22 protein-coding genes are annotated in these 23756 nt (G+C 70.6%); 6 read left to right on the forward strand and 16 right to left on the reverse strand.

Annotated elements, in window-relative coordinates; translation table 11 throughout:
* Positions 1-73: 73 nt before the first annotated feature.
* A complete protein-coding gene (locus tag AC069R_RS27305; protein ID WP_478769447.1) occupies positions 74-1417 on the reverse strand; it encodes a UDP-glucose dehydrogenase family protein in 1344 nt (447 codons plus the stop codon).
* 199 nt (positions 1418-1616) lie between these two features.
* Here AC069R_RS27305 and AC069R_RS27310 point away from each other — a divergent pair, with 199 nt between their 5' ends.
* Positions 1617-2774, forward strand: coding sequence for an acyl-CoA dehydrogenase family protein (locus tag AC069R_RS27310; protein WP_037660888.1), 1158 nt, complete (start codon positions 1617-1619; stop codon positions 2772-2774).
* Positions 2775-2993: 219 nt separating this feature from the next.
* On the opposite strand, the gene AC069R_RS27315 is transcribed toward AC069R_RS27310, so the two are convergent.
* The 5 genes from AC069R_RS27315 to AC069R_RS27335 all read right to left on the reverse strand — a co-directional run bounded on the left by AC069R_RS27315 (position 2994) and on the right by AC069R_RS27335 (position 5826).
* On the reverse strand, positions 2994-3461 hold the full coding sequence (locus AC069R_RS27315) for a hypothetical protein (RefSeq protein WP_478769448.1): 468 nt from the start codon (positions 3459-3461) through the stop codon (positions 2994-2996).
* An 84-nt stretch (positions 3462-3545) separates the two neighbouring features.
* Complete coding sequence (locus AC069R_RS27320) at positions 3546-3770, reverse strand: DUF397 domain-containing protein (RefSeq protein ID WP_478769449.1); 225 nt, start codon at positions 3768-3770, stop codon at positions 3546-3548.
* Positions 3771-4299: 529 nt separating this feature from the next.
* Positions 4300-5130 carry a helix-turn-helix domain-containing protein gene (locus AC069R_RS27325; protein ID WP_478769450.1) on the reverse strand — a complete coding sequence of 277 codons (831 nt, stop codon included), beginning with the start codon at positions 5128-5130 and terminating at the stop codon, positions 4300-4302.
* Positions 5127-5651 (reverse strand): DUF6879 family protein, encoded by a 525-nt coding sequence (locus AC069R_RS27330; RefSeq protein ID WP_478769451.1) that lies wholly within the window; start codon positions 5649-5651, stop codon positions 5127-5129. Before AC069R_RS27330 ends, AC069R_RS27325 begins: the two co-directional genes overlap by 4 nt.
* Positions 5635-5826 carry a hypothetical protein gene (locus tag AC069R_RS27335; protein WP_478769452.1) on the reverse strand — a complete coding sequence of 64 codons (192 nt, stop codon included), beginning with the start codon at positions 5824-5826 and terminating at the stop codon, positions 5635-5637. The genes AC069R_RS27330 and AC069R_RS27335 overlap by 17 nt, the downstream gene beginning before the upstream one ends.
* 322 nt (positions 5827-6148) lie before the next feature.
* Between AC069R_RS27335 and AC069R_RS27340 the strand changes: the two genes are divergently transcribed.
* On the forward strand, positions 6149-6505 hold the full coding sequence (locus tag AC069R_RS27340) for a four-helix bundle copper-binding protein (protein ID WP_478769453.1): 357 nt from the start codon (positions 6149-6151) through the stop codon (positions 6503-6505).
* Positions 6506-6590: 85 nt separating this feature from the next.
* Here the strand turns inward: AC069R_RS27340 and AC069R_RS27345 are convergent, their stop codons facing one another.
* Positions 6591-7844, reverse strand: coding sequence for an LCP family protein (locus AC069R_RS27345; protein WP_478769454.1), 1254 nt, complete (start codon positions 7842-7844; stop codon positions 6591-6593).
* 119 nt (positions 7845-7963) lie between these two features.
* Between AC069R_RS27345 and AC069R_RS27350 the strand changes: the two genes are divergently transcribed.
* The gene (locus AC069R_RS27350; protein WP_478769455.1) at positions 7964-8521 is read left to right on the forward strand and encodes an acyl-CoA thioesterase; all 558 of its coding nucleotides are present in this window, start codon (positions 7964-7966) and stop codon (positions 8519-8521) included.
* A gap of 132 nt (positions 8522-8653) precedes the next feature.
* On the opposite strand, the gene AC069R_RS27355 is transcribed toward AC069R_RS27350, so the two are convergent.
* Complete coding sequence (locus tag AC069R_RS27355) at positions 8654-10159, reverse strand: LCP family protein (protein ID WP_478769456.1); 1506 nt, start codon at positions 10157-10159, stop codon at positions 8654-8656.
* A gap of 126 nt (positions 10160-10285) precedes the next feature.
* On the opposite strand from AC069R_RS27355, the gene AC069R_RS27360 reads away from it, so the two are divergent.
* Positions 10286-11314: a glycosyltransferase family 2 protein gene (locus AC069R_RS27360; RefSeq protein ID WP_478769457.1), complete on the forward strand. Its 1029-nt coding sequence runs from the start codon at positions 10286-10288 to the stop codon at positions 11312-11314.
* Positions 11315-11392: 78 nt separating this feature from the next.
* On the opposite strand, the gene AC069R_RS27365 is transcribed toward AC069R_RS27360, so the two are convergent.
* The 4 genes from AC069R_RS27365 to AC069R_RS27380 all read right to left on the reverse strand — a co-directional run bounded on the left by AC069R_RS27365 (position 11393) and on the right by AC069R_RS27380 (position 17373).
* Positions 11393-13021 carry an LCP family protein gene (locus AC069R_RS27365; protein WP_478769479.1) on the reverse strand — a complete coding sequence of 543 codons (1629 nt, stop codon included), beginning with the start codon at positions 13019-13021 and terminating at the stop codon, positions 11393-11395.
* A gap of 135 nt (positions 13022-13156) precedes the next feature.
* Entirely contained in the window at positions 13157-15037 is a 1881-nt protein-coding gene (locus AC069R_RS27370; protein WP_478769458.1) for an LCP family protein, read from the reverse strand.
* A gap of 231 nt (positions 15038-15268) precedes the next feature.
* Positions 15269-16432: an LCP family protein gene (locus tag AC069R_RS27375; RefSeq protein ID WP_478769459.1), complete on the reverse strand. Its 1164-nt coding sequence runs from the start codon at positions 16430-16432 to the stop codon at positions 15269-15271.
* Positions 16433-16626: 194 nt separating this feature from the next.
* Entirely contained in the window at positions 16627-17373 is a 747-nt protein-coding gene (locus AC069R_RS27380; protein ID WP_478769460.1) for a TIGR03089 family protein, read from the reverse strand.
* A 183-nt stretch (positions 17374-17556) separates the two neighbouring features.
* Here AC069R_RS27380 and manB point away from each other — a divergent pair, with 183 nt between their 5' ends.
* A complete protein-coding gene (gene manB / locus AC069R_RS27385) occupies positions 17557-18639 on the forward strand; it encodes a mannose-1-phosphate guanylyltransferase (RefSeq protein ID WP_397985638.1) in 1083 nt (360 codons plus the stop codon).
* A gap of 201 nt (positions 18640-18840) precedes the next feature.
* Here manB and AC069R_RS27390 read toward each other — a convergent pair whose 3' ends face one another.
* The 4 genes from AC069R_RS27390 to AC069R_RS27405 form a co-directional block, all read right to left on the reverse strand.
* Positions 18841-19866, reverse strand: coding sequence for a DNA-3-methyladenine glycosylase family protein (locus tag AC069R_RS27390; RefSeq protein ID WP_478769461.1), 1026 nt, complete (start codon positions 19864-19866; stop codon positions 18841-18843).
* Between the two features lie 88 nt (positions 19867-19954).
* Positions 19955-21277, reverse strand: a complete 1323-nt coding sequence (locus AC069R_RS27395) for a coenzyme F420-0:L-glutamate ligase (protein ID WP_478769462.1) — start codon at positions 21275-21277, stop codon at positions 19955-19957.
* Positions 21274-22233 carry a 2-phospho-L-lactate transferase gene (gene cofD / locus AC069R_RS27400; protein WP_478769463.1) on the reverse strand — a complete coding sequence of 320 codons (960 nt, stop codon included), beginning with the start codon at positions 22231-22233 and terminating at the stop codon, positions 21274-21276. Before cofD ends, AC069R_RS27395 begins: the two co-directional genes overlap by 4 nt.
* A gap of 34 nt (positions 22234-22267) precedes the next feature.
* Complete coding sequence (locus tag AC069R_RS27405) at positions 22268-22786, reverse strand: cysteine dioxygenase (RefSeq protein WP_478769464.1); 519 nt, start codon at positions 22784-22786, stop codon at positions 22268-22270.
* A gap of 695 nt (positions 22787-23481) precedes the next feature.
* Between AC069R_RS27405 and AC069R_RS27410 the strand changes: the two genes are divergently transcribed.
* On the forward strand, positions 23482-23745 hold the full coding sequence (locus AC069R_RS27410) for a WhiB family transcriptional regulator (RefSeq protein WP_003975777.1): 264 nt from the start codon (positions 23482-23484) through the stop codon (positions 23743-23745).
* Positions 23746-23756 lie beyond the last annotated feature (11 nt).

Consider the following 23756-nt stretch of genomic DNA (forward strand, 5'->3'; position numbering starts at 1 on the left):
AACCCGACCGTCAGGTGATCGCCGGTCATCTGAGCAACCGCCAGGCAACGGGCCGTCAGGCAACCGTCCTCGGTCAGGCCGTCGGCCGCCCCATCGCCCGGTACGTCCAGCCCGCCCGGCGCCACAGTTCCGGGTCGAGGGTGTTGCGCCCGTCGAGCAGCACCCGTGCCGCCGCGACCGCGCCCAGCCGGGCCGGGTCCAGCTCGCGGAACTCGCGCCACTCGGTCAGGTGCAGCACGACGTCCGCGCCGCGCACCGCGTCGAGCGCCGACTCGGCGTAGCCCAGGGTGGGGAAGACCTTGCGGGCGTTGTCCATGCCCTTCGGGTCGTACACCGTCACCTGGCCGCCCTGGAGGTGTATCTGGCCGGCCACGTTCAGCGCGGGCGAGTCGCGGACGTCGTCCGAGTCGGGTTTGAAGGTGGCGCCGAGCACCGCGACCCGCTTGCCGAGGAAGGAGCCGCCGCCCAGCGCCTCGCGGGCCATCTCCACCATCTGGCCGCGCCGGCGCATGTTGATGGAGTCGATCTCCCGCAGGAAGGTCAGCGCCTGGTCCGCGCCCAGCTCGCCGGCGCGGGCCATGAACGCCCGGATGTCCTTGGGCAGGCAACCGCCGCCGAAACCGATCCCGGCGCGCAGGAACTTACTCCCGATCCGGTCGTCGTGCCCGATCGCCTCCGCCAGCTTGGCCACGTCGCCACCGCCGGCCTCGCAGACCTCCGCCATCGCGTTGATGAACGAGATCTTGGTGGCGAGGAAGGAATTGGCGGCGGTTTTCACCAGTTCGGCGGTGGGGAAGTCGGTGACGACGAAGGGGGTGCCTTCGCCGATCGGCGTCGCGTACACCTCGCGCAGCAGCTTTTCGGCCCGCTCGCTGCGCACCCCGACCACGATCCGGTCCGGGTGCAGGGTGTCCTCGACGGCGAAGCCCTCGCGCAGGAACTCCGGGTTCCAGGCCAGCTCGGCGTCGCCGCCCGCGGGCGCGTGCGCGGCGAGATAGGCGGCCAGCCGGTCGGCCGAGCCCACCGGCACCGTGGACTTGCCGACCACCAGGGCGGGGCCGCGCAGCTGAGGGGCGAGGGAGGCGATCGCGGAGTCGACGTACGACATGTCGCAGGCGTACTCGCCGTGCTTCTGCGGGGTGTTCACACACACGAAGTGCACATCGCCGAAGGCGCCGACCTCGGCCCAGTCGGTGGTGAAGCGGAGCCGTCCGGTGGACCCCTCGATGCCGGCCACGTGCCGGCGCAGCAGCTCGTCGAGGCCCGGCTCGTACATCGGGGTCTCGCCGCGCTCCAGCAGGGCGATCTTCTCGGGTACGACATCCAGGCCCAGCACCTCGAACCCCAGCTCGGCCATGGCCGCGGCGTGGGTGGCGCCGAGATACCCGGTGCCGATCACGGTGATCTTCAGGCTCATGGACGCGCTCCAGCTCGGGGATTCTCTCGTGCGGGCCCGAGCATAGCCGGGCCGGTCGGGGGGCAACTTTCCCGCTGTCGCCAACCTCACGTAGGCGAGTCGGGGCCAGGGCCCTAAAATTTGAGTTACTTAACGGTAATTAGCGTTTGTAATGTCCGTGATGCGTCACCATCACTGCGTCTTTGGAGCGTGAGAGACCTTGGCCGGATCGGCTGACTTCGACCTGTACCGCCCGTCCGAGGAGCACGACATGCTCCGCGACGCCGTCCGCTCCCTGGTCGAGGCGAAGATCGCGCCGTACGCCGCCGCGGTGGACGAGGAGGCCCGCTTCCCGCAGGAGGCCCTCGACGCGCTGGTGGCCAACGACATGCACGCCGTGCACGTCCCCGAGGAGTACGGCGGCGCCGGTGCCGACGCGCTCGCCACGGTCATCGTGATCGAGGAGGTGGCCCGCGCCTGCGTCTCCTCCTCCCTGATCCCCGCGGTCAACAAGCTGGGCTCGCTCCCGGTGATCCTCTCCGGCTCCGAGGAGCTGAAGAAGAAGTACCTGGGCCCGCTGGCCAAGGGCGACGCGATGTTCTCGTACTGCCTCTCCGAGCCGGACGCGGGTTCGGACGCGGCCGGCATGAAGACCAAGGCGGTCCGCGACGGCGACCACTGGATCCTCAACGGCGTCAAGCGCTGGATCACCAACGCGGGCGTCTCCGAGTACTACACGGTCATGGCCGTCACCGACCCGGCCAAGCGCTCCAAGGGCATCTCGGCCTTCGTGGTGGAGAAGTCGGACGAGGGCGTCTCCTTCGGCGCCCCCGAGAAGAAGCTCGGCATCAAGGGCTCCCCGACCCGCGAGGTCTACTTCGACAACGTCCGCATCCCCGCCGACCGCATGATCGGCGAGGAGGGCACGGGCTTCATGACGGCGATGAAGACCCTGGACCACACCCGCATCACCATCGCCGCCCAGGCGCTCGGCGTCGCGCAGGGCGCCCTGGACTACGCCAAGGGCTACGTCCAGGAGCGCAAGCAGTTCGGCAAGGCGATCGCCGACTTCCAGGGCATCCAGTTCATGCTCGCGGACATGTCGATGAAGATCTCCGCCGCCCGCGCCCTGACCTACCAGGCCGCCGCCGCCTCCGAGCGCGGCGACGCCGACCTGACCTACCTGGGCGCCGCCGCCAAGTGCTTCGCCTCGGACGTCGCCATGGAGGTCACCACCGACGCCGTCCAGCTCCTCGGCGGCTACGGCTACACCCGCGACTACCCGGTCGAGCGCATGATGCGCGACGCCAAGATCACCCAGATTTATGAGGGCACGAACCAGGTCCAGCGCATCGTCATGGCGAGGAACCTTCCCTAGCCGGGATTCCTGGGCGGGTGCCGGGCTGAAAACAGCCACTGACCTGCACGAACAACACAGCCTCCGGCGCGACGCCGGGGGCTGTTGTCGTACGCGGACCAGGCGACCTCTGATGCCTCCGTCGGGTCGTCGGCGCCAGGCGTCAACATCGTTGCGATGACGACCCGACCGCTACCACGAGAACGATGTAGCCGACTGGGCGGGCCACGGCAGTGCGGATTATGCGCCTGGGCAGCCCAGTTCAGCGTTCGCGCGATTCGGGGAACACGTCACCACTGCCAGGGACAGATACGAGGGACGTTCCAAGTAGAAGCCGTACGACAGATCAGCACCCGAGTGCAGTTGTTCGGCAGCAGCGTTGACCAGCCGGGCCAGCCGCGTGATGTCGCGATCCCTCTCTGACGCGAACCGGGGCGCGTACTCGGCCAGTCGCTCACCGAGCCATGACGCGGCCTCCTTCGCCTCCTCCCACGTGCCACGAACCAAGGAACGGGGCTTGATCAGCCAGTACGCCCTTTCCAAGGGCGGCAGATCGGAAGTGGGGAACTCTGCGGCTACCTCGCGGTACCGCTGCATCAGTTCCGGCCTGCTTCCGGCTGGGGGCGGCTCAGGGTGCGGGGGCCGTCGTAGTGCTTCCTGGTCGAAGCGCTCTTTCGGGCCGGTCCACAGGTAGCCGTGGTGGTGCACGAGTCGTTCCCGTTCGAGAGGTGCCAGCCGAGCCGGACCCGGGGACGGGGGATGGACCCGGCCCGGCTGACGGGAGGGGGAGGATCAGACGTTCAGGCCGAATCGCGCGGGCTCGATACCGGCCGCGTCCAGTTCCTCCGTGCTGAACCGCAGCGGCTGGGCGTCCGGCCGCTTGCTGTCACCGAGCGCCCAGAGGTCGTCACCGATCCGGGCCAGGGTCACGCAGCCCTCCGTGCAGGGGCCGCCGCACGCCTTCACGAACGAGGCCCCGCTGATGTCGAGCGCGTACAGGTCGGTTCCGTTCTGCATCACTGCACCTTCCTGCTCAACTAGTCGCGGTCATGGCTGACCGCCGCCACCCGAACGGGCGGGAGTACGAAGGGGGAGAGCCGAGCTTCAGCGGTTGGGATGCTTGCCGGACTTTGTGCATCGTGCGCACTCGCACGGCGGCCACGCGGAAGTCATGAGAGCTGCCGGATCATCACTCGCGGACACTGCCTGCTCCGGCTCCCACGTTCGCCCGGAGTCACGGGAAACCCGCATCGTCATCAGCGGCCGGTCAGCGAAGAACCGCTGCGCCGCTCCCCTGCACGTCACGCATGCACCTCAGCTTGATGACGACGCAGCCTCACGTTCCCGTCCGACACCCCGCTGTAGTCTCCTGCGGATCGCGCGTTCTCACGAGCGACCGACAGCGAGAGGCACGTATGGCATCCAGGCTTCGGGGACGGCTCCCGTGTTCCCTCCATCAGGCTGGGTGCCGCTGCGGTCGACTTTGGCTCGGAAGTTCTCTTTTCGCTCCCCATGACGCCATCTTCGGCTGGCCGGGGATGCGATTCTAGGCTGTTTCCTGTTCCCGCAAAAAGTCGTTGCGTATGTCGTCGAGCAGGCTACGCATTCTGTCGCCCGACAGAGCTACGGAAGCGAACCCATCGAACTTTTCTACGTACAGTCCAACGTCTCTGGGGTCCGTGACAACCACCTCGGCGTGCACGGTCTCTACCGTCACCAAATGGTCATCACGGATGACGAACGCGTGATTTGCAATGTCGTTCTGTGGAATCGACAGTGGCACCACCCGAATGTCCACATGAGATAGACGTGATATAGAAACGATGCGGTCGAGTTGCGCCGTCATCATCTGCGGCGGGACTATTTGCCATCTAAGCACGGGTTCCGTAATGACGAACCGTAGCGACTTCCCGCCGTCGTAGAGAACCGCTTGCCGTTCAAGCCTTCCATTGATCGTGCGTGTGAGGGCATCTGCACTCAGGTTGTGCCGTTTTAGCACAGCGCGCATGTACTCGGGGGTTTGAAGCAGGCCGGGAACCAATGCCGGTTGAAAGAGCCGCAGCGTCGACATCTGGGCTTCCAGGGCCTTCGCGGCTTGCTGTCCTTTGTGGACACCGATGCGTTTCAGCAGCCGCCACGCTGTCGCTTCCGTCGCCGACGCTCGGGCGGCCTCGGTGTACTCGGCCTTGACCTCATCTGAGACACCGATGGCGGTCAGGATGCGTTCAACATCCGTGGCGCTCGGCGCGAGCTTCGCATTCTCGATCTTCGACAGCTTGGACGGAGACATGAGGGCGCTGCGGGCCACCGCCTTGGCTTCCTTTCCGGATGCCATGCGCAGTGCCCGCAGCGCGGCCCCAAGCTGTGCTCTATTCACGTCCCGTACTTGGCCCACCATTCGGCGAAAGGTTTCGCGTGAGCGAGTGCCGTGTCACGGTACCTGGTGAATTCTGCCGCCCGTTCCGGTCCCAGTACTTCCGAACCGAGGTACTTCCCGGCCTCGTCGTAATTCATCACAGCCACGGACTCGGAATCAAAGCACCAGAAGTCCGGGACGCCGGCCAGAGGATTGGGTTTATCCGTGACGTCGAGGATGAAGAACTCTTCTCCTCCGGTCGTGTTCTTCCGGTAGCCCCACCCGAGTTCGAAGCAAAGATAGTCCGTGAGTGGACGCGACAGAATGTGCACCCGATAGACCCGCTTCCCGTTCCCGGTGTGCGAGCGGAGTTCTTCCACCCATCCGGCGTTGTAGTCCTCAGGCTGCGGATCCCCAGCCAGGTAGGCGTGATACGCGTTGACGTTCCCGGACTTGCTGTAGTCGTCCAGGGTTTCCAGACGGAAAGCCTCACGCTGGAACGAGTCGAAGAGGTCGCCGAGGGTCTTAGATGAGCTTGTCACGGATGGCCTTCTGGATCAGTTCCATCGGGATCTCGACCAGGGTTTCATGAGCGGGAATCTGAAGCCCGTGGTCCGTTGGCGTCTCGCCCTGCACCAGGAGGGTGTCGCGATCCGTCGCGTAGATCGTCGGGCAGTCCTTGATGTCACACGTGCTGACCAGCTTGGTGACCTTCATGGTCTGGGTTCCCCTCCCATGCCGCTGTCGGTGCCTCGCGTCTGGGTTGATGCTCCCGAGGGCCGGGTGTGCGGGTCAAGCGATCACGGTTGAGGGAACGGGAAACCGCGTGATCCAGGGAGGCACCAACCAGGTCCAGCGCATCGTCATGGCGCGCAATCTGCCGTAACCGCGCGCGGTACCGGGAGGCGTCCCGCGGGGCGCCTTCCGTGTTTCGGGGCGGCCTTACGACCGGTCGGTCACATGCGGGGGCGGGCCGGGCGGCGTAGGACGGAAGCACACGGGACCCGCTCACAGGGTCCCCCTGCTCCGAGGAGGAGCCATGGCCCAGCCCGGAACGACGATGCCCGCCATGACCCAGCAGATGCAGGACTGCATCGAGGCCTGCATGAACTGCCACAGCGTCTGCGAGGAGACCATGAGCTCCTGCATGCAGCAGGGCGGGCAGGCGCAGATGCAGATCATGCGCGCGCTCATGGACTGCTCCGAGACGACCCGGATGTGCGCCGACATGATGATGCGCCGCTCGCCCATGTCGGGCGAGATGTGCGCGATGTGCGCCAAGGCGTGCGACATGGCCGCCGAGGCGTGTATGTCCATGCCGGACGACCCACAGCTGATGCGCTGCGCGGAGGCGTGTCGCAAGTGCGCCCAGATGTGCCGCGCGATGGCCATGTGATCAAGGCGAAGGGCGGCCGGTGCCGCCGCACGCGGGTCTTGCCCGTCCGTGCGGCGGCCCGGCCGCCCCTGTCGCGCCGTTCCGGCTAGCTGCCGGAGACCGTGACCTTCTGGTCGTTGTTCAGCTCGTCCACCAGTGTCTTCACCTTCGCCTTGTCCCAGACGAGGTTGCCGCCGGTGGAGCCGGAGATGGGCATGTTCATGGAGGTGCCGTCACCGCCGTTGACGCCCTTCATGGCCCAGAACATCGAGGCCAGGTCCCACAGGGACATGTCCTTGTCCACGATCAGCGAGTCCAGGCCCGCGCCCATGGTCGGGTAGAACTTGAACGGGTTCAGCACCGTCGAGGGCGTCGCCACCTCGTGGGCCAGCGCCGACAGGAACTTCTGCTGGTTCTTGGTCCGCTGGAGGTCGGAGGCGGCGAAGGCGTGCCGGGTGCGCACGAAGGCGAGCGCCTGCTGGCCGTTCAGGGTCTGCTTGCCGGCCTTGAAGTCGGCGCCGGACCACTTGTCCTTGAAGCCCTTGTCGATGTCGATCTGGACCCCGCCGACCGCGTCCACGATGTTCGCGAAGCCCTCGAAGCCGATCTCCACGTAGTGGTCGATGTGCAGCCCGGTGTTGTACTCGATCGTGCGCACCAGCAGCGTCGGCCCGTCCTCCGCGTAGGCCGCGTTCAGCTTCTCCTGCCGGCCCGTGGCGGGGTAGACCTTCCCGGACGTCGAGCCCTTGTACGACGGGATCACCACGTTCGAGTCACGCGGCAGCGAGATCAGCGTGTCGCCGTTGTCGCCGACATGCAGGATCATCATCGAGTCGGTGCGCTTGCCCTCGGCGGCACCGGTGTGCAGCTTCTTCTCGTCCGCCTTGGACATGCCCTCACGGCTGTCCGAGCCGACGATCAGATAGTTGGTGCCGGACCCCGACTGCGGCCGGTCGATCACCTTGGACAGGTCGACCTCGCGGCGCAGCTTGGAGTCGGCCCAGAAGTAGGTCGCGACCGATGTGACGATCAGCACGGTCACCAGTGTGATCGCGGTCCACTTGATCCGCCGCCGCCAGTTCGGGGCGGGTCTCTGCCCGGCGCCCGGCGCGCCACCGGGCCCGCGGCCGCCGGGGGTGCCGTAGACCTGGCCGGTGTTGTAACCGCTGTCGTACTCGCTGTCATAGCCGCCGTCCGCGTACGACGGCTGCTGCGGAACGCCGGCCCCGTACTGCGGTGCCGCCGGGCCGCGCCGCACCTGGCGCATCGCGCGGGCGCCTTCGGGCTGCGCGCCGCCACTGCCGCGTCCATAGCGGGGGCCGCGGTTGTCGTCGGACCATGCCTCGGGCCAGTCATTCATGCCGACCAGTGTGCAGGGCCCCGCCGTATGGCTTACAAGGGCTGTCGGAAAATAAGGGCGGCGCTGTTGCGAAGCTGACACAAATTCCGCGAAAGCGGCTTCGGCATAAGGTGGAGGGCATGACAGACCAGGCCACGGATTCGGAAGCAGTGGAACCGGACATTCCAGGCAAGCCCACGTCCGCCTCGCGCACCACGCTCAGCCACATCATGACCCACAACGACACCAACCTGCTGGGTACGGTGCACGGCGGGGTGATCATGAAGCTGGTGGACGACGCGGCGGGTGCCGTGGCCGGCCGGCACTCCGGCGGCCCCGCCGTCACCGCCTCCATGGACGAGATGGCCTTCCTCGAACCGGTCCGTGTCGGCGACCTGGTCCATGTGAAGGCGCAGGTCAACTGGACCGGCCGGACCTCCATGGAGGTCGGCGTACGGGTCCTCGCCGAGCGCTGGAACGAGTCCAACCCGCCCACCCAGGTCGGCTCGGCCTATCTGGTCTTCGCCGCCGTGGACGCCGACGGCAAGCCCCGCCAGGTGCCCCCGGTGATACCGGAGACCGACCGGGACCGCCGCCGCTACCAGGAGGCGCAGATCCGCCGCACCCACCGGCTGGCCCGCCGCCGCGCCATCCTGGAGCTGCGCGAACAGCGGGCGGCGGACGGGTTCCGGGACTAGGTTCCGGGACTAGAGGGGAGGGGGCCGGGTCCGGAGCGGACGGGTTCCGGGTCCGGAGGGGACGGCGCTCCGGACCCCGCGACCAGAGGCGGCCGGGAGGGGCGCCCGCTCAGGCGTCCCCCGCCCGCCCGCTCAGGCGTCCCCCGCGCAGACCACCTCGTTGCCGCGCACCACGCCCTCGGCGCCCTGTGCCGCGCGCCCCGGATCCGCGAAGCGCACCGCCCGCACGCCCTTGAACCCGTCCCCCACGAGCACCTTCAGCACCGGCCCCTGGCCCGGCGCCGCGCGCAGCTCGCTGCCCGGCAGGGCCGCCGCCAGGGTCTGCGCGGAGCGGTCCCAGCGGGGGTCGTACGTGATGACGGTGTCCGGCAGCCGGGCGGGCGCGGTCACCGGCTGGTGGGTGGCGGCGAAGCCGGTCGCCGCCAGCTCGGCGTCGACCCGCTTGGCCAGCCCGCTCGTGGCGGTGCCGTTCGCCACCTGGACCCGGATTCCCCGCGGGTCCGTCTCGACGGTCACCGGGGCGTCGGCGGGGTGCGGGCGGGGCGCGCTGAGCGGTTTGTCGTCGCGCAGCGCCTGGAACAGCCGGGCCGAGCGGGCCGGGTCCCACTTCAGGGTCGAGCCGATGCCCTTGACCGGGTAGTCCATCTCCCCGATGGGCACGGTCGTGAACTCGGAGGACGAGGGCGAGAAGTTCCGCATCGCGCGCCCGAGATCGAGCAGCTCGTCGGTGCCGAAGCCCACATCGGCACGCACGGAACCGAGCACCGCGCGGGTCACGTCCCGGAAGCGCATCGGGTTCAGCAGCACCCCCGAGGACGTCGCCTTGTCGATCAGCGCGGCCAGGAACCGCTGCTGCCGCCTCATCCGGCCCAGGTCGCTGGCCCCGTCGAGGTGCCGCGAGCGCACGTACTGGAGCGCCTCACCGCCCAGCAGGGTGTGCGTGCCCGGCGCGAGGTCGAGCCCGCTGTAGCTGTCCTTCAGCGGCGTCGCCGTACAGATCCGCACCCCGCCGAGGACGTCCACGGTCCTCATGAAGCTGGAGAAGTCGATCTCCAGATAGTGGTCGATCTTCACATGGGTCATGCTCTCGACCGTGCGCACGGTCAGCTGGGGACCGCCCTCGGCGTAGGCCGCGTTCAGCTTGAGCGGGTGCGGGCCGAGCTGCCGGCCGGTGGTCTGGTCCCGGTGCGCGGGGACCTCGGCGAAGGAGTCGCGCGGCAGGCTCACCACCGTGGCCCGCTCGCGGTCCGCCGAGATGTGCACGATCATCATCGTGTCGGTGCAGTGGCAGGGCTGTCCGCCCAGGTGGAAGGCGCGCCGCTGCCGCTCGGTGATCTTGTCCCGGCCGTCGGTGCCGACCAGCAGGATGTTCATCCCGTGGCCCGCCTGCGGCCGGTCCTTCATGTCCTTGAAGGCGTCGACGCGGGCGATCCCCGCGTCCAGGCTGGTGACCACCGCGTGCCCGATGCCCGCGGAGGCGAGCACCACCACCGACAGCGTGGTCATCGCCCGCATGGCCCAGCGCGGCCGTCGTCGCCGGGGCTGGGGCCGCGCCGGCCGCTCGGGCGGGGGCGGCAGCCGGTGGGGCGGCTGCGGGCGGCGCTGGGGTCGCGCCGCGGACCGGGGCGGGCTGGCCAAGGGACACCTCCGGACGAGGCCGTACGTGGGATCCGTGAGCACAGTAGGCCGATACGATCTCCATCCCGCGTCAGAGCCCCGGCGGCGCGCACCGGTGTCCCCCGTTCGCGGTAACGTGAGGGCCCTATGAACGCCAAGCCCGACGTGCGGTTCCCCGCTGTATCCGTGATCATGCCCGTCCTCAACGAGGAACGGCATCTGCGCGGGGCCGTCCAAGCGATCCTCGCGCAGGAGTACGGCGGCGAGATGGAGGTCGTGATCGCCCTGGGTCCGTCCACGGACCGCACGGACGAGATCGCCGCCGCGCTCGTGGCCGAGGACCCCCGCGTCCACACCGTCCCGAACCCGACCGGCCGCACCCCCGCCGCGCTGAACGCGGCGATCAAGGCATCCCGGCACCCGATCGTGGTCCGCGTCGACGGCCACGGCATGCTCTCGCCCCACTACATCAGCACCGCCGTACGGCTGCTGGAGGAGACCGGCGCGCAGAACGTCGGCGGCATCATGCACGCCGAGGGCGAGAACGACTGGGAGTGCGCGGTCGCCGCCGCCATGACCTCCAGGATCGGTGTCGGCAACGCGGCCTTCCACACCGGCGGCGAGGCGGCCCCCGCCGAGACGGTGTACCTCGGCGTCTTCCGCCGCGAGGCGCTGGAGCAACAGGGCGGCTACAACGAGGAGTTCATCCGCGCCCAGGACTGGGAGCTGAACTTCCGCATCCGCGAGGCGGGCGGCCTGATCTGGTTCTCACCGGAGCTGAAGGTCTCGTACCGCCCCCGGCCCTCGGTGCGGGCCCTGGCCAAGCAGTACAAGGACTACGGCCGCTGGCGCCATGTCGTCGCCCGCTACCACTCCGGCTCGATCAACCTGCGCTACCTCGCCCCGCCGACCGCGGTCTGCGCGATCGCCGCGGGCCTGGTGGTCGGCGCGGCCCTGACCCCCTGGGGCCTGGTGGTCCCCGGCGGCTACCTCGCCGCGATCGTCCTCGGCTCGCTGCCCGCCGGCAAGGGCCTGCCCGTCAAGGCCCGCCTCCAGATCCCCGTGGCCCTCGCCACCATGCACATGTCCTGGGGCTGGGGCTTTCTGACCAGCCCGAAGTCCCTGGCGAAGCGGGTCATCGCCTCGCGCCGCCCGGCGGTGCGGAGCGCCGCCTGACGGACGCGAGCGTCGGGCAAGAAGGGCGGGGCCCCTCCGGGAAGGAGGGCCCCCGACTCGCCGGTGCCGGCAGGGCGTTCACCACCGGTACGGCTTGTACACATCCATGCAGCCGCCCTTGTCCGCGCCGTTGATGGCGTCCGCGTTGGACGGGAGGTCGCCGGCCTTGGGCTTGGCCTGCTTCGGGAAGGTCGTACCGGCGCGCCAGTCGGCGCCCAGCAGCAGGGTGACGCCGGAGACCGAGGTGGACTGCTTCACCGCGGTCTCCGGGAGACCCAGCGCCTTGGCCACGCCCTGCGCGTCGCCCTGGAGGTCGGCGCTCGGGTACTCGATCACCGTCTTGTCCTGCGGCGCCGGGGGCGCGGTGTCGGCCGTCGCCCTGCTGTAGCCGTCCGCCGCGAGCGCCTCGGCGATGGTGCGGGCGCGGCCGGGGACCGCCGCCTCGGTGGCCGAGCCGGTGCCGTTCTGGACCAGGACGCCGAGCCGGGACGGGTCGGTGGACGGCGACTTAGACGGCTTCGGCTTGTCCGCGGCCTGCTGGGAGCCCGCGGCCCCGCCGTTCTTGTCCAGCGGGATGTCGTCCCGGAGCATCTCCCAGAGCTTGTTCGCGTCGGTCGTGTCCGGGACGACGTGGTTGTCGGGGTCCCGCGGGTCCGGGAGGTTGGGCATCGTCACGCTCGTGATGCGGTCCGACGGCACGGACTTCATCTCCATGCCGAGGTCGTAGAGCTTCTTGACCGTGCCGATCTCCTTGGAGACCTTGAGGGACTTGATGGCCGCGTCGGCCAGGTCCATCAGGCGCCCGGTGTCGGTGAACACGTTCTGCGACTTGAGCGTGCGGAGCATGGAGTTGAGGTACATGTGCTGGGCGCGGGCGCGCAACGGGTCGCTGCCCCAGGCGTGCCGGGTGCGCAGCCACTGGAGCGCCTGCACGCCCTTGATCTTGTGGGTGCCGGCCGTCAGCTTCAGCCCGGAGCCGCCGCGCTGGGCCGCGGTCGGGCGGTCCCAGACGTTCTGCTTCACGCAGACGTCGACGCCGCCGATGGCGTCCGCCATCCGCACCACGCCCGCGAAGTCGATCGTCATCCAGTGGTCGATGTAGACCCCGGTGAGGTTCTCCCAGGTGGCCAGCGTGCAGCCGGCGCCGCCCCGGCCGAGGGTGGTGTTGATGATGTCGTTGGTCGCCGGATAGACCTTGCCGGTGTCCGGATCCGTGCACTTGGGGATGTCGACGCGGGTGTCGCGCGGGATGCTCACCATCGCGGCGCTCTTGCGGTCGGCGGATATGTGGATGAGCATCTGCACGTCCCCGAGCGGGGGATCGCCGACGCTGCTCTTGCTGCCGCCCAGCTTCAGGTTCTCCGCCGAGTTACGGCTGTCCGAGCCGACCAGCAGGATGTTCAGCGGGGTCTGTCCGGCGGCGTTCGGGGCGGTCTTGCGCGCCTTGGCGTCACCGCTGCTGCGCTCGCCCGTGCGTATGCTGTCGTTGAGGTGCTGGTAATAGAGGTATCCGGCGCCCGCCGTGCCGAGTATGACCACCGCGAGGATGGTCGCCGACCAGCGCAGCGCGCGCCGGCGACGCCGGCGGCCGGCCGTGGCACCCTCCGGACCGCCCGGCCCCCCCGAGCCCGAGCCCCCTTTGCGCCGCCCGCCGCCGTGCCGTCCGGCACTCGCTTCCGGGTTCGCCGTCCGCGGGTTGAGTGCCATCGTGTCGTCCAGTCCGGCAGCGTCACCCCGCACTTCGCTCTGCGCCACTCTCCCTGCCCTCCCCGCCCTTTTGCGCCATGCGACGGGCCCGTCCCGCGCCGAGTAGTTAGACGCACGACGGGCCCGCAGGGTTACCTATGAGGCGCACTTAACCTCGTCGGCCGTTGACTTGTCGACCTTCGGCGCCTTGTCCGGGGCGGCGATCGGCGTGCCCGCGGCCTTGAAGTCCTTGCCCAGGGTCAGGGTCATCGCGGGCAGCCCCTGGGAGTTGACGACGCTCGAACCCGGCTTGAGCGCCGAGCCGGGCAGCCCCATCAGCGCGGCCAACTCCCGTGCCTGCGCGGCCTGGTCGGGCGCGTATTCCAGCGTGGTCTTCGGCAGCCCGGCCGGGGCGTTGCCCGCGTTCTCCGACTTCAGCACGCCCTCGGTGTTCTGGAGCCAGTCGAGCACCGCCTGCGCGCTGCCCGGCGCCGCCTCGCTGTTGAGGATGCGCACGCGTACGTCGCCGGGTGCGGACCTGGTGCCCTTGAGCCGGGCGGCCTGCGCGTCCTTGGCGGCCTTCTCCTTGCGCTTGACGTCGGTGAAGGACACGTCGTTCTGTATGGCCTGGAAGACCGCCGGCGCCTCCGACTGGTTGAGCACCACCGTCGCGTGGACCTTCTCGGCGGGGTTGTCCACCACCGGCACCGTGGTGAAGGTGATGTTCTTCGGCGGTACCTTCTTGAGTTCGAGCGCCATGTCCTTCAGCGTGCTGATGCTTTTTATGCCGGTGTCGACGGTCAGCGCCTTGGTGGCCGCCTCCGCGAGGTCCATCACCTTCGAGGGGTTGGTGAGGGTGTCGCTGGAGGACATCTTGCGCATCAGCGAGCCCAGGAACTGCTGCTGGACCTTGATGCGGTCCAGGTCGCCCTGGTTGCCGAAGCTGTGCCGGGTGCGCACGAAGGCGAGGGCCTGCTCGCCCTCCACCACCGACTTGCCCGCGGGCAGCTTGAGGTGGGACTCCTTGTCGTCCACCGGGTGCGCGACGCACACCTCCACACCGCCCACGGCGCTGGTCAGCGTCTTCACCGCGTTGAAGTCGGCCATCATGAAGTGGTCGACGTGTATGCCGGTGACCGCTTCGACGGTGCGCATGGTGCAGCCCGGATCGCGGCCGTCCTGGCCGAGGCTGGTGTTGAAGCGCACGTTGTCCGTGCCGGGGATGACCTTCTTGCTGCCGTCGGGCTGGACGGTCTCGCAGTCCGGGACGTTCACGATCAGGTCGCGCGGGATGCTCAGCGCGGTCGCGTTCGTCCGGTCCTTCGAGACGTGCAGCAGGATGTTGGTGTCCGCGTGCCCCACGCTGCCCGAGTCGCCGTAGCCCTCGTTGCCCTTGCCGGTGCGCTTGTCGGTACCGATGATCAGCAGGTTGAAGGCCTCGTCCTTGCTGAAGCCCTTGGAGCCCGCGTCCCCGACATCGGTGGCGCTGATGTTGCCCTCAAGGTGCTTGAGGTACAGGTATCCGGCGGTGCCGACCGCGAGAAGCACGAAGGCGGTGCCGCCGGCGGTCCACGCCAGTACCTTCTTCGCCTTCGACTTCTTCTTCACCGGCCGCCGGCCGCGCCGTCCCGGTGCGCTTTCGGGCTCGGTGGTACGGCGCCGGGAGGTCCTCGGCGGCGGCACGTTCCCGGCGCGCGCCTTGTCCCCGGCGCGGGAACCCTCGCGGGTACGGCCCCCGTCCTGGACCCGCGATCCGCCCTGGGCGCGCGCCCCGTCCTGGGTGCGTGTCCCGCCTTTCTCGTGCCCGCCGTCCTGCGCGGGCACCGTGCTCATCTCGCGGGTCTCACCGGGCGCCATGTCGTTGCGCCGGCGGCGCCGGGGTCCGTCCCCGTCCTGGGCGGACGGCTTGCGCGGCCCGGGGACCGACTGCGTTCCGGAAGGAGGCAGTCGCAGTTCGTATTCGCCGGTGTTCGGATTGAGTACCCACTGGTCTGCGGGATCGATGTTCTCCGCCCGCCCACGGCCTTGCGCGTCCACGGTTGTCCGAATCCTCCGTCGGGGCCACGCGGCGCCTTCCCCCTCAAAGGCGCTCGGGTCTCGGTGAAACAGTGCACGACCCCAGGTCGGACCTCGTGGCCACGTGCACCGGATCGCTCACACTATCCGCCCAGTTCAGCGTCTAGGGGCCCCGGTGACAAATCCGTCGTCCCTACAACCGGGCAATCCGCCTCATTTTCTGAGCGGAAGCCGGACGCCTCGGTGAACGCCTTACGCGCAGCCGTGCTCGGCGGCCGTGTTCCCGGTGTAGGTGGGCGCGGGGGAAGGGCCGCTCTTTGTGCCCTTTTGCGGCGCCGGCGGCTTCTCGGGCGCCTGTCCGGCGACCACCACCGGCTGGTCCGCGCGCAGCCGCCGGAACAGTTTCTCGGCCTCGGGCTCCACGAGTTGGTCGCGGTCGGCGTCGTAGACGTACTGCTCCCTCGGCACCGTCAGGAACTGCATCCGCCCGGTGGGGATGTCGTGCAGTGTCCGCACCAGCCGGTACAGGTCGCCCAGATCGGCGAGGCCCGGATCGGTGGTGAGCGAGGAGGTCGCCGCGTCCAGCACGGCGTACAGCCGCAGCGGGTTCAGCAGTACGTCGTTGCCGCGCACCCTCGTGACCAGCGCGCCGAGGAACCGCTGCTGGCGCCGCATCCGCTCGGTGTCGCTGCCGTCGCCCAGCGACTCGCGGGCCCGTACGTAGCCGAGGGCCTGCTCGCCGTCGAGCGTGACCTCGCCCGCGGGCAGCCTGAGCCGCGCGGCCTTGTCGTCGATGGGCTCCTTCAGGCAGACCCGTACCCCGTCCACGGCGTCCACCATGTCCTTGAAGCCGCTGAAGTCCACGACCATGTGGTGGTCGACGCGGATGCCCGTGAGCTTCTCCACGGTGCGGACCGTGCACGCCGAACCGCCCAGCTCGAAGGCGTGGTTGAACATCGCGAACACCGGCCGGCCGCGGGTGCCGTCGCCCTGGAGGCAGCCGGGGATGTCCACCATCAGGTCCCGCGGCACGGACACGGCGGTGGCGCTGCGCCGGTCCGCCGCCAGGTGCAGCAGGATCGTCGTGTCCGACCGCTGACTGCCGAGGTCCCGCCCGTAGCGGGAATTGCCGTCCCCGGCCCGGCTGTCGGACCCGATCAGCAGGATGTTCCGCGCGCCGGGCGCCACGACCGCGGGCCGCTCGCGCGCGTACCGGCCCAGCTCGGCGGCCGCCGCGTCATCGGCCCGGATGTTGGCACTGAGCCGGTCGTACGCCGCCCACCCCGCCCCGACGGCCGCCAGCACCAGCACCGCCGCCCCGAGCCCGGCCCCCGTGGCCCACCGCCGCCGACGCCGCCGCGCCAGTCCTGCCCCGGTCGCGGACGACCCGCCGGCGGAAGAGGGGGAGTGGATCACGGCGTGGCGCCCCTGGAGTGGAGGAGGTGTTTCCTGCGTACTCCTACGACGATGCGGCGCAAGGGCGAGGTGAGGCGCCCTCTGCTACGCCAAGGGGAGGACGCGTCCCGACCCGGGGGGCGTGGGGAACCGCGCGAAAGCCACGACGTACCGGCACTCGGCATCCGACCTCCGGCACCCGCCTCCGCCCGCCGTCACCGCCGTACCGCCGTCACCCTCTCGCTCTCGATCCGCTTCGCCAGCGCCTCCTCGTCCAGGCGCTCCAGATTCCGGCAGAGCACCACGGACCCCCCGCTGGCCAGCGGCGCGAACAGCCCCGCGCTGAGCCCCTCCCAGGTGTCGTACGGCAGCCCCGACAGCAGCCGCGAACCGGGCCCCGTCAGCTCCAGCCCCTCCGCGTCGGCGAGGGCCTTCTGCACGACCTCGGCCCCGCTGAACTCCGCGCCGGCCACGATCAGCGCCGACTCCCCGTCGTCCGCGGAGGCGAACCGGTCGCCCTGGCCCGGCACCTCCACGGCGTAGTCGAGGAACCCCTGCGGCGGTTGCGGGAACCGTCCGCCGAGCGGCCGCAGGGACAGCGCGACCCGCTCGCCCCGGCACGCCCGCGCCGCCTCCAGCGTGTCCGGCCCGCTGACGACCACGTCGGCCGCCGCGGGGTCCCCGGCCACGTCCGCGACCGCGCCCACCGAGGCGCAGGCCAGCAGCCACACCGCGGTCTGCCAGTGCGCGGGCAGCAGCAGCGCGACCCGGTCGCCCGGTTCCACGGAGAGGTCGCCCTGGAGGAGGTTCGCGGTCTTGGCCACCCAGTTGGCGAAGGTGGCGACCGAGAGTTCGACGCGTTCGCCCGTGGCATCGTCGTAGAAGGTCACCAGCGGGCGGCCGGGATCCGCGGCGAGGGCGGAAGCCAGCAGGTCGGCGGGGGTGCGATCGGTGGCGTTCACCCGGCACAGGGTACGCGCGCGAGGGCGCGCGGCGGGGGCGCGTCTCTCACTGATCTCACACCCGTCTCATGGCAAACCGCGTGGCCGTCACGGCCTCCGTCGCTACCGTCTGCATACACTGACCGGCCGATACGAGTAGAACGAGACAGTTCGGCCGGTCCCGGCAGGAAGCAGAGACGACAGGTGACAGAAGCGATCCTCCTGGTCGGCGGCAAAGGCACCCGGCTGCGCCCGCTCACCGTGAACACGCCCAAGCCCATGGTCCGGGCCGCGGGCGTGCCGTTCCTCACCCACCAGCTGGCGAGGGCGAGAGCCGCGGGCGTCGAGCACATCGTCCTTGCCACCAGCTATCTGGCCGAGGTCTTCGAGCCGTACTTCGGCGACGGTTCGTCGCTGGGCCTCCACCTCGAGTACGTCACCGAGGAGGAACCCCTCGGCACCGGCGGGGCGATCCGCAACGTGGCCTCGCGGCTGCGCTCGGGACCCGACGAGCCGGTGCTGATCTTCAACGGCGACATCCTGACGGGCCTGGACATCCGGGCCCTGGTCGACACCCACGAGTCGACGGGCGCGGACGTCTCGCTGCACCTGACGAAGGTGTCCGACCCGCGGGCCTACGGCCTGGTGCCGACCGACGAGACGGGCCGGGTGCTGGCGTTCCTGGAGAAGCCGCAGACGCCGGAGGAGATCGTCACCGACCAGATCAACGCGGGTGCCTATGTCTTCCGGCGCTCGGTCATCGACACGATCCCGGCGGGCCGGCCGGTGTCGGTGGAGCGCGAGACGTTCCCCCAGCTGCTCGCGGCCGGGGCGCACCTCCAGGGCATGGTCGACTCCACGTACTGGCTGGACCTCGGCACCCCGGCGGCGTTCGTGCGCGGCTCGGCGGACCTGGTGCTCGGGCGGGCGCCGTCGCCCGCGGTGCCGGGGCGCTGCGGTGACCGGCTGGTGCTGCCGACGGCCCAGGTGGCGCCGGACGCGAAGCTGACCGGGGGCACGGTGGTGGGGGAGGGCGCGTTCGTCGCGGAGGGCGCGCGGGTCTTCGGCTCGACGATCCTGCCGGGCGCGGTCATCGAGCCGGGCGCGGTCATCACCGACTCCCTGATCGGCACCCGCGCCCGCGTCGGCACCCGCTCCGTCCTCACCGGCACGGTCATCGGCGACGGCGCGGTCATCGGCCCCGACAATGAGCTCCGCGAGGGGGCGCGGGTGTGGTGCGACGCGCGTATTCCGGCGGGGGCGGTGCGGTTCTCGTCCGACCAGTAGGTGGGTGGGGGGGGGGGGTGCGGCCGGGGTGAGGGGGCTTGTTTTGGTCGCCGGGTGCCGGTGCGTCGTGACTTGTCGCGCAGTTCCCCGCGCCCCTGACGGGCATAGCTGCGGGCAGTCGTGCCGCTGGGGGCGGCACGGGTGGGCGCGGCGGCACCCCGCCAGCGCGGGCAAGCGACCCGACTCCCGCCGCGCCCCGGCTCACAGCAGCCCGATGTCCACCCGAGGCATCTTCGGTACCCGCCGCGCCGGGGCGAGGCCGCTCAAGAGGATCAGCCGGGCGGCGCGATGCCGCTGACCGGCGTACGGCTCCAGCAGGCGCAGCATCTCGGAGTCGTCGGCGTACCGGTCCCCCGCCAGCACCCACCCCACGATCCCCGGCAGATGCAGGTCCCCGACCGTCACCTCGTCCGCCGCCCCATGACTCCGCTGCACGACCTCCGCCGACGTCCACACCCCCACCCCCGGCACCACCTCCAGCCGCGCTCGGGCCTCCGCCGCCGGCATCCCCGCCGCCTGCTCCAGCCGCGCGGCCACCCGCACCGCCCGCAGGATCGTGGACGCGCGCTTGTCGTCGACCCCGGCCCGGTGCCACTCCCAGGAGGGAATCAGCGCCCACGTCCGCGGCGCGGGCATGACGGACATCGGCCGCTCACCACGCCCCGCCGGCCCCGGCGCGGGCTCCCCGAACCGCCGTACGAGCAGCCGCCACGCCCGGTACGCCTCGTCCGTCGTGACCTTCTGCTCCAGCACCGAGGGGATCAGCGACTCCAGCACCAGCCCGGTCCGCGTCAGCCGCAATCCCGGCCGTCGGTGCCGCGCCAGCGCCACCACCCGGTGCCGGGGCACGAATGCCTCCGGATCGTCGGCCGCGCCGAGCAACGCGGGCAGGCCGTCGAGCAGCCACTCCGCGCCGGGCCCCCACGCCTCGCCGAGCACCTCACCGCCGTACGCCCGCACCCGCAGTGTGCCGGGCCCGGCCGGGGTGCGGCACGCCCGCCACACGGATCCGTCCGCCGTGGCCCGGAACGTCGGATCGGCGGGCCCGCGCCTCAGCGGCCCGAGCACCAGCCCGAGATCGAGCGGTCCCTCGGGCACCCACCGCCGCACCCGCGCGGGCACCGCGGCCTGCCGCGGTATCCCGGCCGCACCGCCGCCCGCGGACACACCGGCCTGCCCGCCGCGCACGGTCGTACGCGTGGGCCGCTGAACGAAACGTCCTGCCACGGATCAGATCCTCGCAATGCCGGTACGGCCGCTGCCCGCGGTGCCGCCCTTCGAGACTAGGCCCTCGGGACGAGCCCCCCGCCCCGTCTCACCGCACCTCGATGAACGCCTCCGTATCCCGCTCCGCCCGAGGCTTCGGCGCCTCCGCGGGGTGACCGATCGCCACGGCGCCCATCGGATCCCACTCCGGGGGCAGTCCGAGCGTCTCGCGGACCACGTCCCGGCAGAACATCGTGGACGACACCCAGGCCGAGCCGAGGCTCTCCCCGGCCAGCGCCACCAGGAAGTTCTGCACGCCCGCGCCCATGGCGACGACGAACATCTCCCGCTCGGCACCGTCGCGCCGCTCGTCCCCGTAGTGGTGCGCCCCGTCCATGACGAGGCACGGCACCACCAGATACGGGGCGCTGCGCAGCACCTCGCCGCGCCGGACCCGCTTGGCGATGGACTCCTCGCTCTTGCCGTCCCGGCGCAGGTCGGCGATCCAGGCGTCCCGCATCGCGTCCAGCAGCCGGCCGCGCGACTCGGCGGACTCCAGCAGCACGAACCGCCAGGGCGTGGTGTGGTGCGGCGCGGGCGCGGTCACGGCCGCCGCCACCGCCCGCCGCACCGAACCCGGATCCACCGGCTTCTCGGTGAACGCCCTTACGGTGCGCCTCAGGGTCACCGCCTCGCGGACCGCCTCGGAGGTGCCGAGCCGGAACATGTCGCCGGCCGCGCCGCGCACCAGCGCCCGCGCGCCGGTGTCCGCCTCGCCGCCCCGGTCCAGCACCCGCGACAGACCCCGCACCACCGCGACCGGCCGCCCCCCGGCCTTGCCCTTGACCAGGTCGCCGGCGGCGGCCAGCTCGTCCGCGGTGGCCACCACGGTGGCGCTGAGCGGGTTGCCGTACGCGTCCGTGCCCCCGCGCAGATCGTCCAGCACCCGCACCCCGGCGGCGCCGATCGCCACGTCCGTCAGCCCCGAGCGCCAGGGTCGCCCGAAGGTGTCACTGATGATCACCCCGACCTCGACCCCGAGGGTGTCGCGCAGTCCGTCGCGGATCGTCCGTGCGGACGCGTCCGGGTCCTCGGGGAGCAACAGGACGGTCCCGGCGGGGGTGTTGGAGGCGTCGACCCCGGCCGCGGCCATGACCAGGCCCTGCCGGTTCTCCACGATCCGCAGGGTGCCCCGGCGGGCCACGACCCGCACGGCCTCCGCGTCGATCGCGGCCTCCCGGTCGTCGGCCCGGACGATCCGGCCCTCCGCCTTGGACACGATCTTGGAGGTGACGATCAGCACGTCCCCGTCGGCCAGGGCGGGCTCGGCGGCGGCGATCAGCTTGGCGAGGTCGTCGCCGGGCTGCACCTCGGGCAGGCCGGCGGGAGCCCAGACCTGGAACGCGGGACGCTCCGCGCGGTTTCCGCTCACGCGTCCCGCACCTCCTCGGCCAGCGCCAGGGCCTCCCGCGCCATCTGCGCGGTCGCGGCCACGTCGGTCATCATCAGTGGTACGGCCCGGCAGCGGATGCCGTCGGTCTCCACGCGCTCCACCGACGCCGCGTCCACGGTGTCGACCAGCCAGCCGTCCAGCAGGCCGGAGCCGTAGTGCTCGGCGACCGCGGCGGCCGTGGACTCCACGCCGACCGCGGCGAGCACCTTGTCGGCCATCCCGCGCACCGGCGCGTCGCCGACGATGGGGGACAGGCCGACCACGGGCACGCCCGCGTCCGCGATGGCCTCCCTGATGCCGGGGACCGCGAGGATCGTGCCGATGGACACGACCGGGTTGGAGGGCGGGAAGAGGATGACGTCCGCCTCCGCGATGGCCTCCAGGACGCCGGGGGCCGGCTTGGAGTGCTCGGCGCCGACCGGCACCACCGCCTCGGCGGGCACGCCGGCCCGCATCCGCACCCAGTACTCCTGGAAGTGGACCGCCTTGCGTTCGCCGTCGATCTCGACGGCCACATGCGTCTCCACCCGGTCGTCGGTCATCGGGATCAGCTTCACGCCCGGCTTCCACCGGTCGCACAGGGCCTCGGTGACCGCGCTCAGCGGATAGCCGGCGCCGAGCATCTGCGTCCGCACGATGTGCGTGGCGAAGTCCCGGTCGCCGAGCCCGAACCACTCGGGCCCGACCCCGTAGGCCGCCAGTTCCTCCTTGAGATGGAAGGTCTCCCCGGACCGCCCCCAGCCCTGCTCCTCGTTGATGCCGCCGCCCAGCGTGTACATCACCGTGTCGAGGTCCGGGCAGACCTTCAGCCCGAAGAGGTGGATGTCGTCGCCGGTGTTGCCGATGACCGTGACGTCCGCGTCCGGCGCGGCCTGCTTGAGACCGCGCAGGAACCGGGCACCACCGATGCCGCCTGCCAGAACCACAATGCGCATGGGAACCAGTCTTGCAGGAGGGTCCGACAACGCGTCAGGCAGTCACCGCACGCGCCTCGCAGAAGGGGGAGGCACCCGCACCGGCGTGCGAGGCGGGGTGCATGGGCATCTCGGTCAGCCCCGGATAGTAGATGTGCAGGCTGACGGCCGGTTCCAGCGCGTCGTTGACGACCTCGTGCGCGTACCCCGGCGCGGACACGTGCTGTGCGCCGGGCGTGAGCGTCCTGGTGCCGCGCCGGGTGTGTTCGGTGAGCGTGCCCTCCAGGACGGTGAGGACGCCGAAGGAGCGGCCGTGGTCGTGCCGCCCGGTGCCCTGCCCCGGCACCCAGGACAGCAGCCAGACCTCGTATCCGGGGCCGGTGCGCAGCCGGTGGTACCAGCGGGTCGTGGCGTCGTAGCGCACGAGGTCCGCCCACTGGGCGCGGTCGGCGGCGATGGCGCGGGCCAGGCCGGCGAACTCCGCGACGGTGGCCGGGTGCTCGCGCGGCGGCTGCAGCAGGTGCGGCACCTCGAGCAGGTCACCGGCGATCTGGAGGTCGTTGTCGCTGTTCATGGGGGTGTGCTGGTTCCTCGGCTGAGAAGAGTGGAAGCCCGGCGGGAGGGGCTGCGAAGGAAGAACGGCCGAGCGCGCGCGGGGCGGGGCGTCGGCGGCGGCCGGAGCGGAGACCCGGAAAAGCGGAAGGGGTCGGCTCAACAGCTGGAACAGCGACAACAGCTACAGCGGGCCCGGGCAGCACCGTGGGACCCGGCGGGGCGGGTCGAGGTGGATACCGAGTTCGCGAGCATGCCCCCTAGGACAACGGTTCACACCTGCACTGTCAACTCGATGCCCGCCATGTGGGACACATTTCACCTCATCCGGGTCATCTGACCGTCGTGAGGTTTGCTGCTCGGGAAGCCGGGACACATGGGGCACATCCGAGCGCTCGACGAGCGGTGCAACGCGATCGAACGTCGGGACGTCTTTCTCCGTACAGGAGCCGTGCGGGTGCCGTAAGAGGGCCGCGCGGGTGCCGGGCGGAGTGCGGCGTCCGACGGATGTCGGTCGCGTGGTCGGCCGTGTGTCGGGGTTTATGCCGATTTGAACACTTTCCGCATGGCCTTGGTTCCGCAGAGTGAATAACGGGCTCAATAGCAGATCTCGGCTTGACTCGCCCGGAGCAGCACACTTGTAATTTCACTCGTGTCGTTCAGCCGAAATCGGTAACGGCTACGCACGGGGACGTGAAAGACAGACGAGGGGCGCACATGACCGAGCTGGTGCAGCAACTGCTGGTCGACGACGCGGACGAGGAACTCGGCTGGCAGGAGCGCGCGCTGTGCGCCCAGACCGACCCCGAGTCCTTCTTCCCCGAGAAGGGCGGCTCCACCAGAGAGGCCAAGAAGGTCTGCCTCGCCTGCGAGGTCCGGTCCGAATGCCTCGAATACGCCCTCGCCAACGACGAGCGCTTCGGCATCTGGGGCGGCCTGTCCGAGCGGGAGCGCCGCCGGCTGAAGAAGGCCGCCGTCTGACCGCGCGCCGA

This window comes from Streptomyces sp. NPDC043952 (assembly GCF_056435325.1).

Excerpts from the sequence above, each read along its gene's own strand:
- AC069R_RS27305 (WP_478769447.1), bottom strand. The coding sequence starts at position 1,417 with ATGAGCCTGAAGATCACCGTGATCGGCACCGGGTATCTCGGCGCCACC.
- AC069R_RS27320 (WP_478769449.1), bottom strand. The coding sequence starts at position 3,770 with ATGCAGAACGGAACCGACCTGTACGCGCTCGACATCAGCGGGGCCTCG.
- AC069R_RS27335 (WP_478769452.1), bottom strand. The coding sequence starts at position 5,826 with ATGAAGGTCACCAAGCTGGTCAGCACGTGTGACATCAAGGACTGCCCG.
- AC069R_RS27340 (WP_478769453.1), top strand. The coding sequence starts at position 6,149 with ATGGCCCAGCCCGGAACGACGATGCCCGCCATGACCCAGCAGATGCAG.
- AC069R_RS27345 (WP_478769454.1), bottom strand. The coding sequence starts at position 7,844 with ATGAATGACTGGCCCGAGGCATGGTCCGACGACAACCGCGGCCCCCGC.
- AC069R_RS27350 (WP_478769455.1), top strand. The coding sequence starts at position 7,964 with ATGACAGACCAGGCCACGGATTCGGAAGCAGTGGAACCGGACATTCCA.
- AC069R_RS27360 (WP_478769457.1), top strand. The coding sequence starts at position 10,286 with ATGAACGCCAAGCCCGACGTGCGGTTCCCCGCTGTATCCGTGATCATG.
- AC069R_RS27365 (WP_478769479.1), bottom strand. The coding sequence starts at position 13,021 with ATGGCACTCAACCCGCGGACGGCGAACCCGGAAGCGAGTGCCGGACGG.
- cofD (WP_478769463.1), bottom strand. The coding sequence starts at position 22,233 with ATGCGCATTGTGGTTCTGGCAGGCGGCATCGGTGGTGCCCGGTTCCTG.
- AC069R_RS27405 (WP_478769464.1), bottom strand. The coding sequence starts at position 22,786 with ATGAACAGCGACAACGACCTCCAGATCGCCGGTGACCTGCTCGAGGTG.
- AC069R_RS27410 (WP_003975777.1), top strand. The coding sequence starts at position 23,482 with ATGACCGAGCTGGTGCAGCAACTGCTGGTCGACGACGCGGACGAGGAA.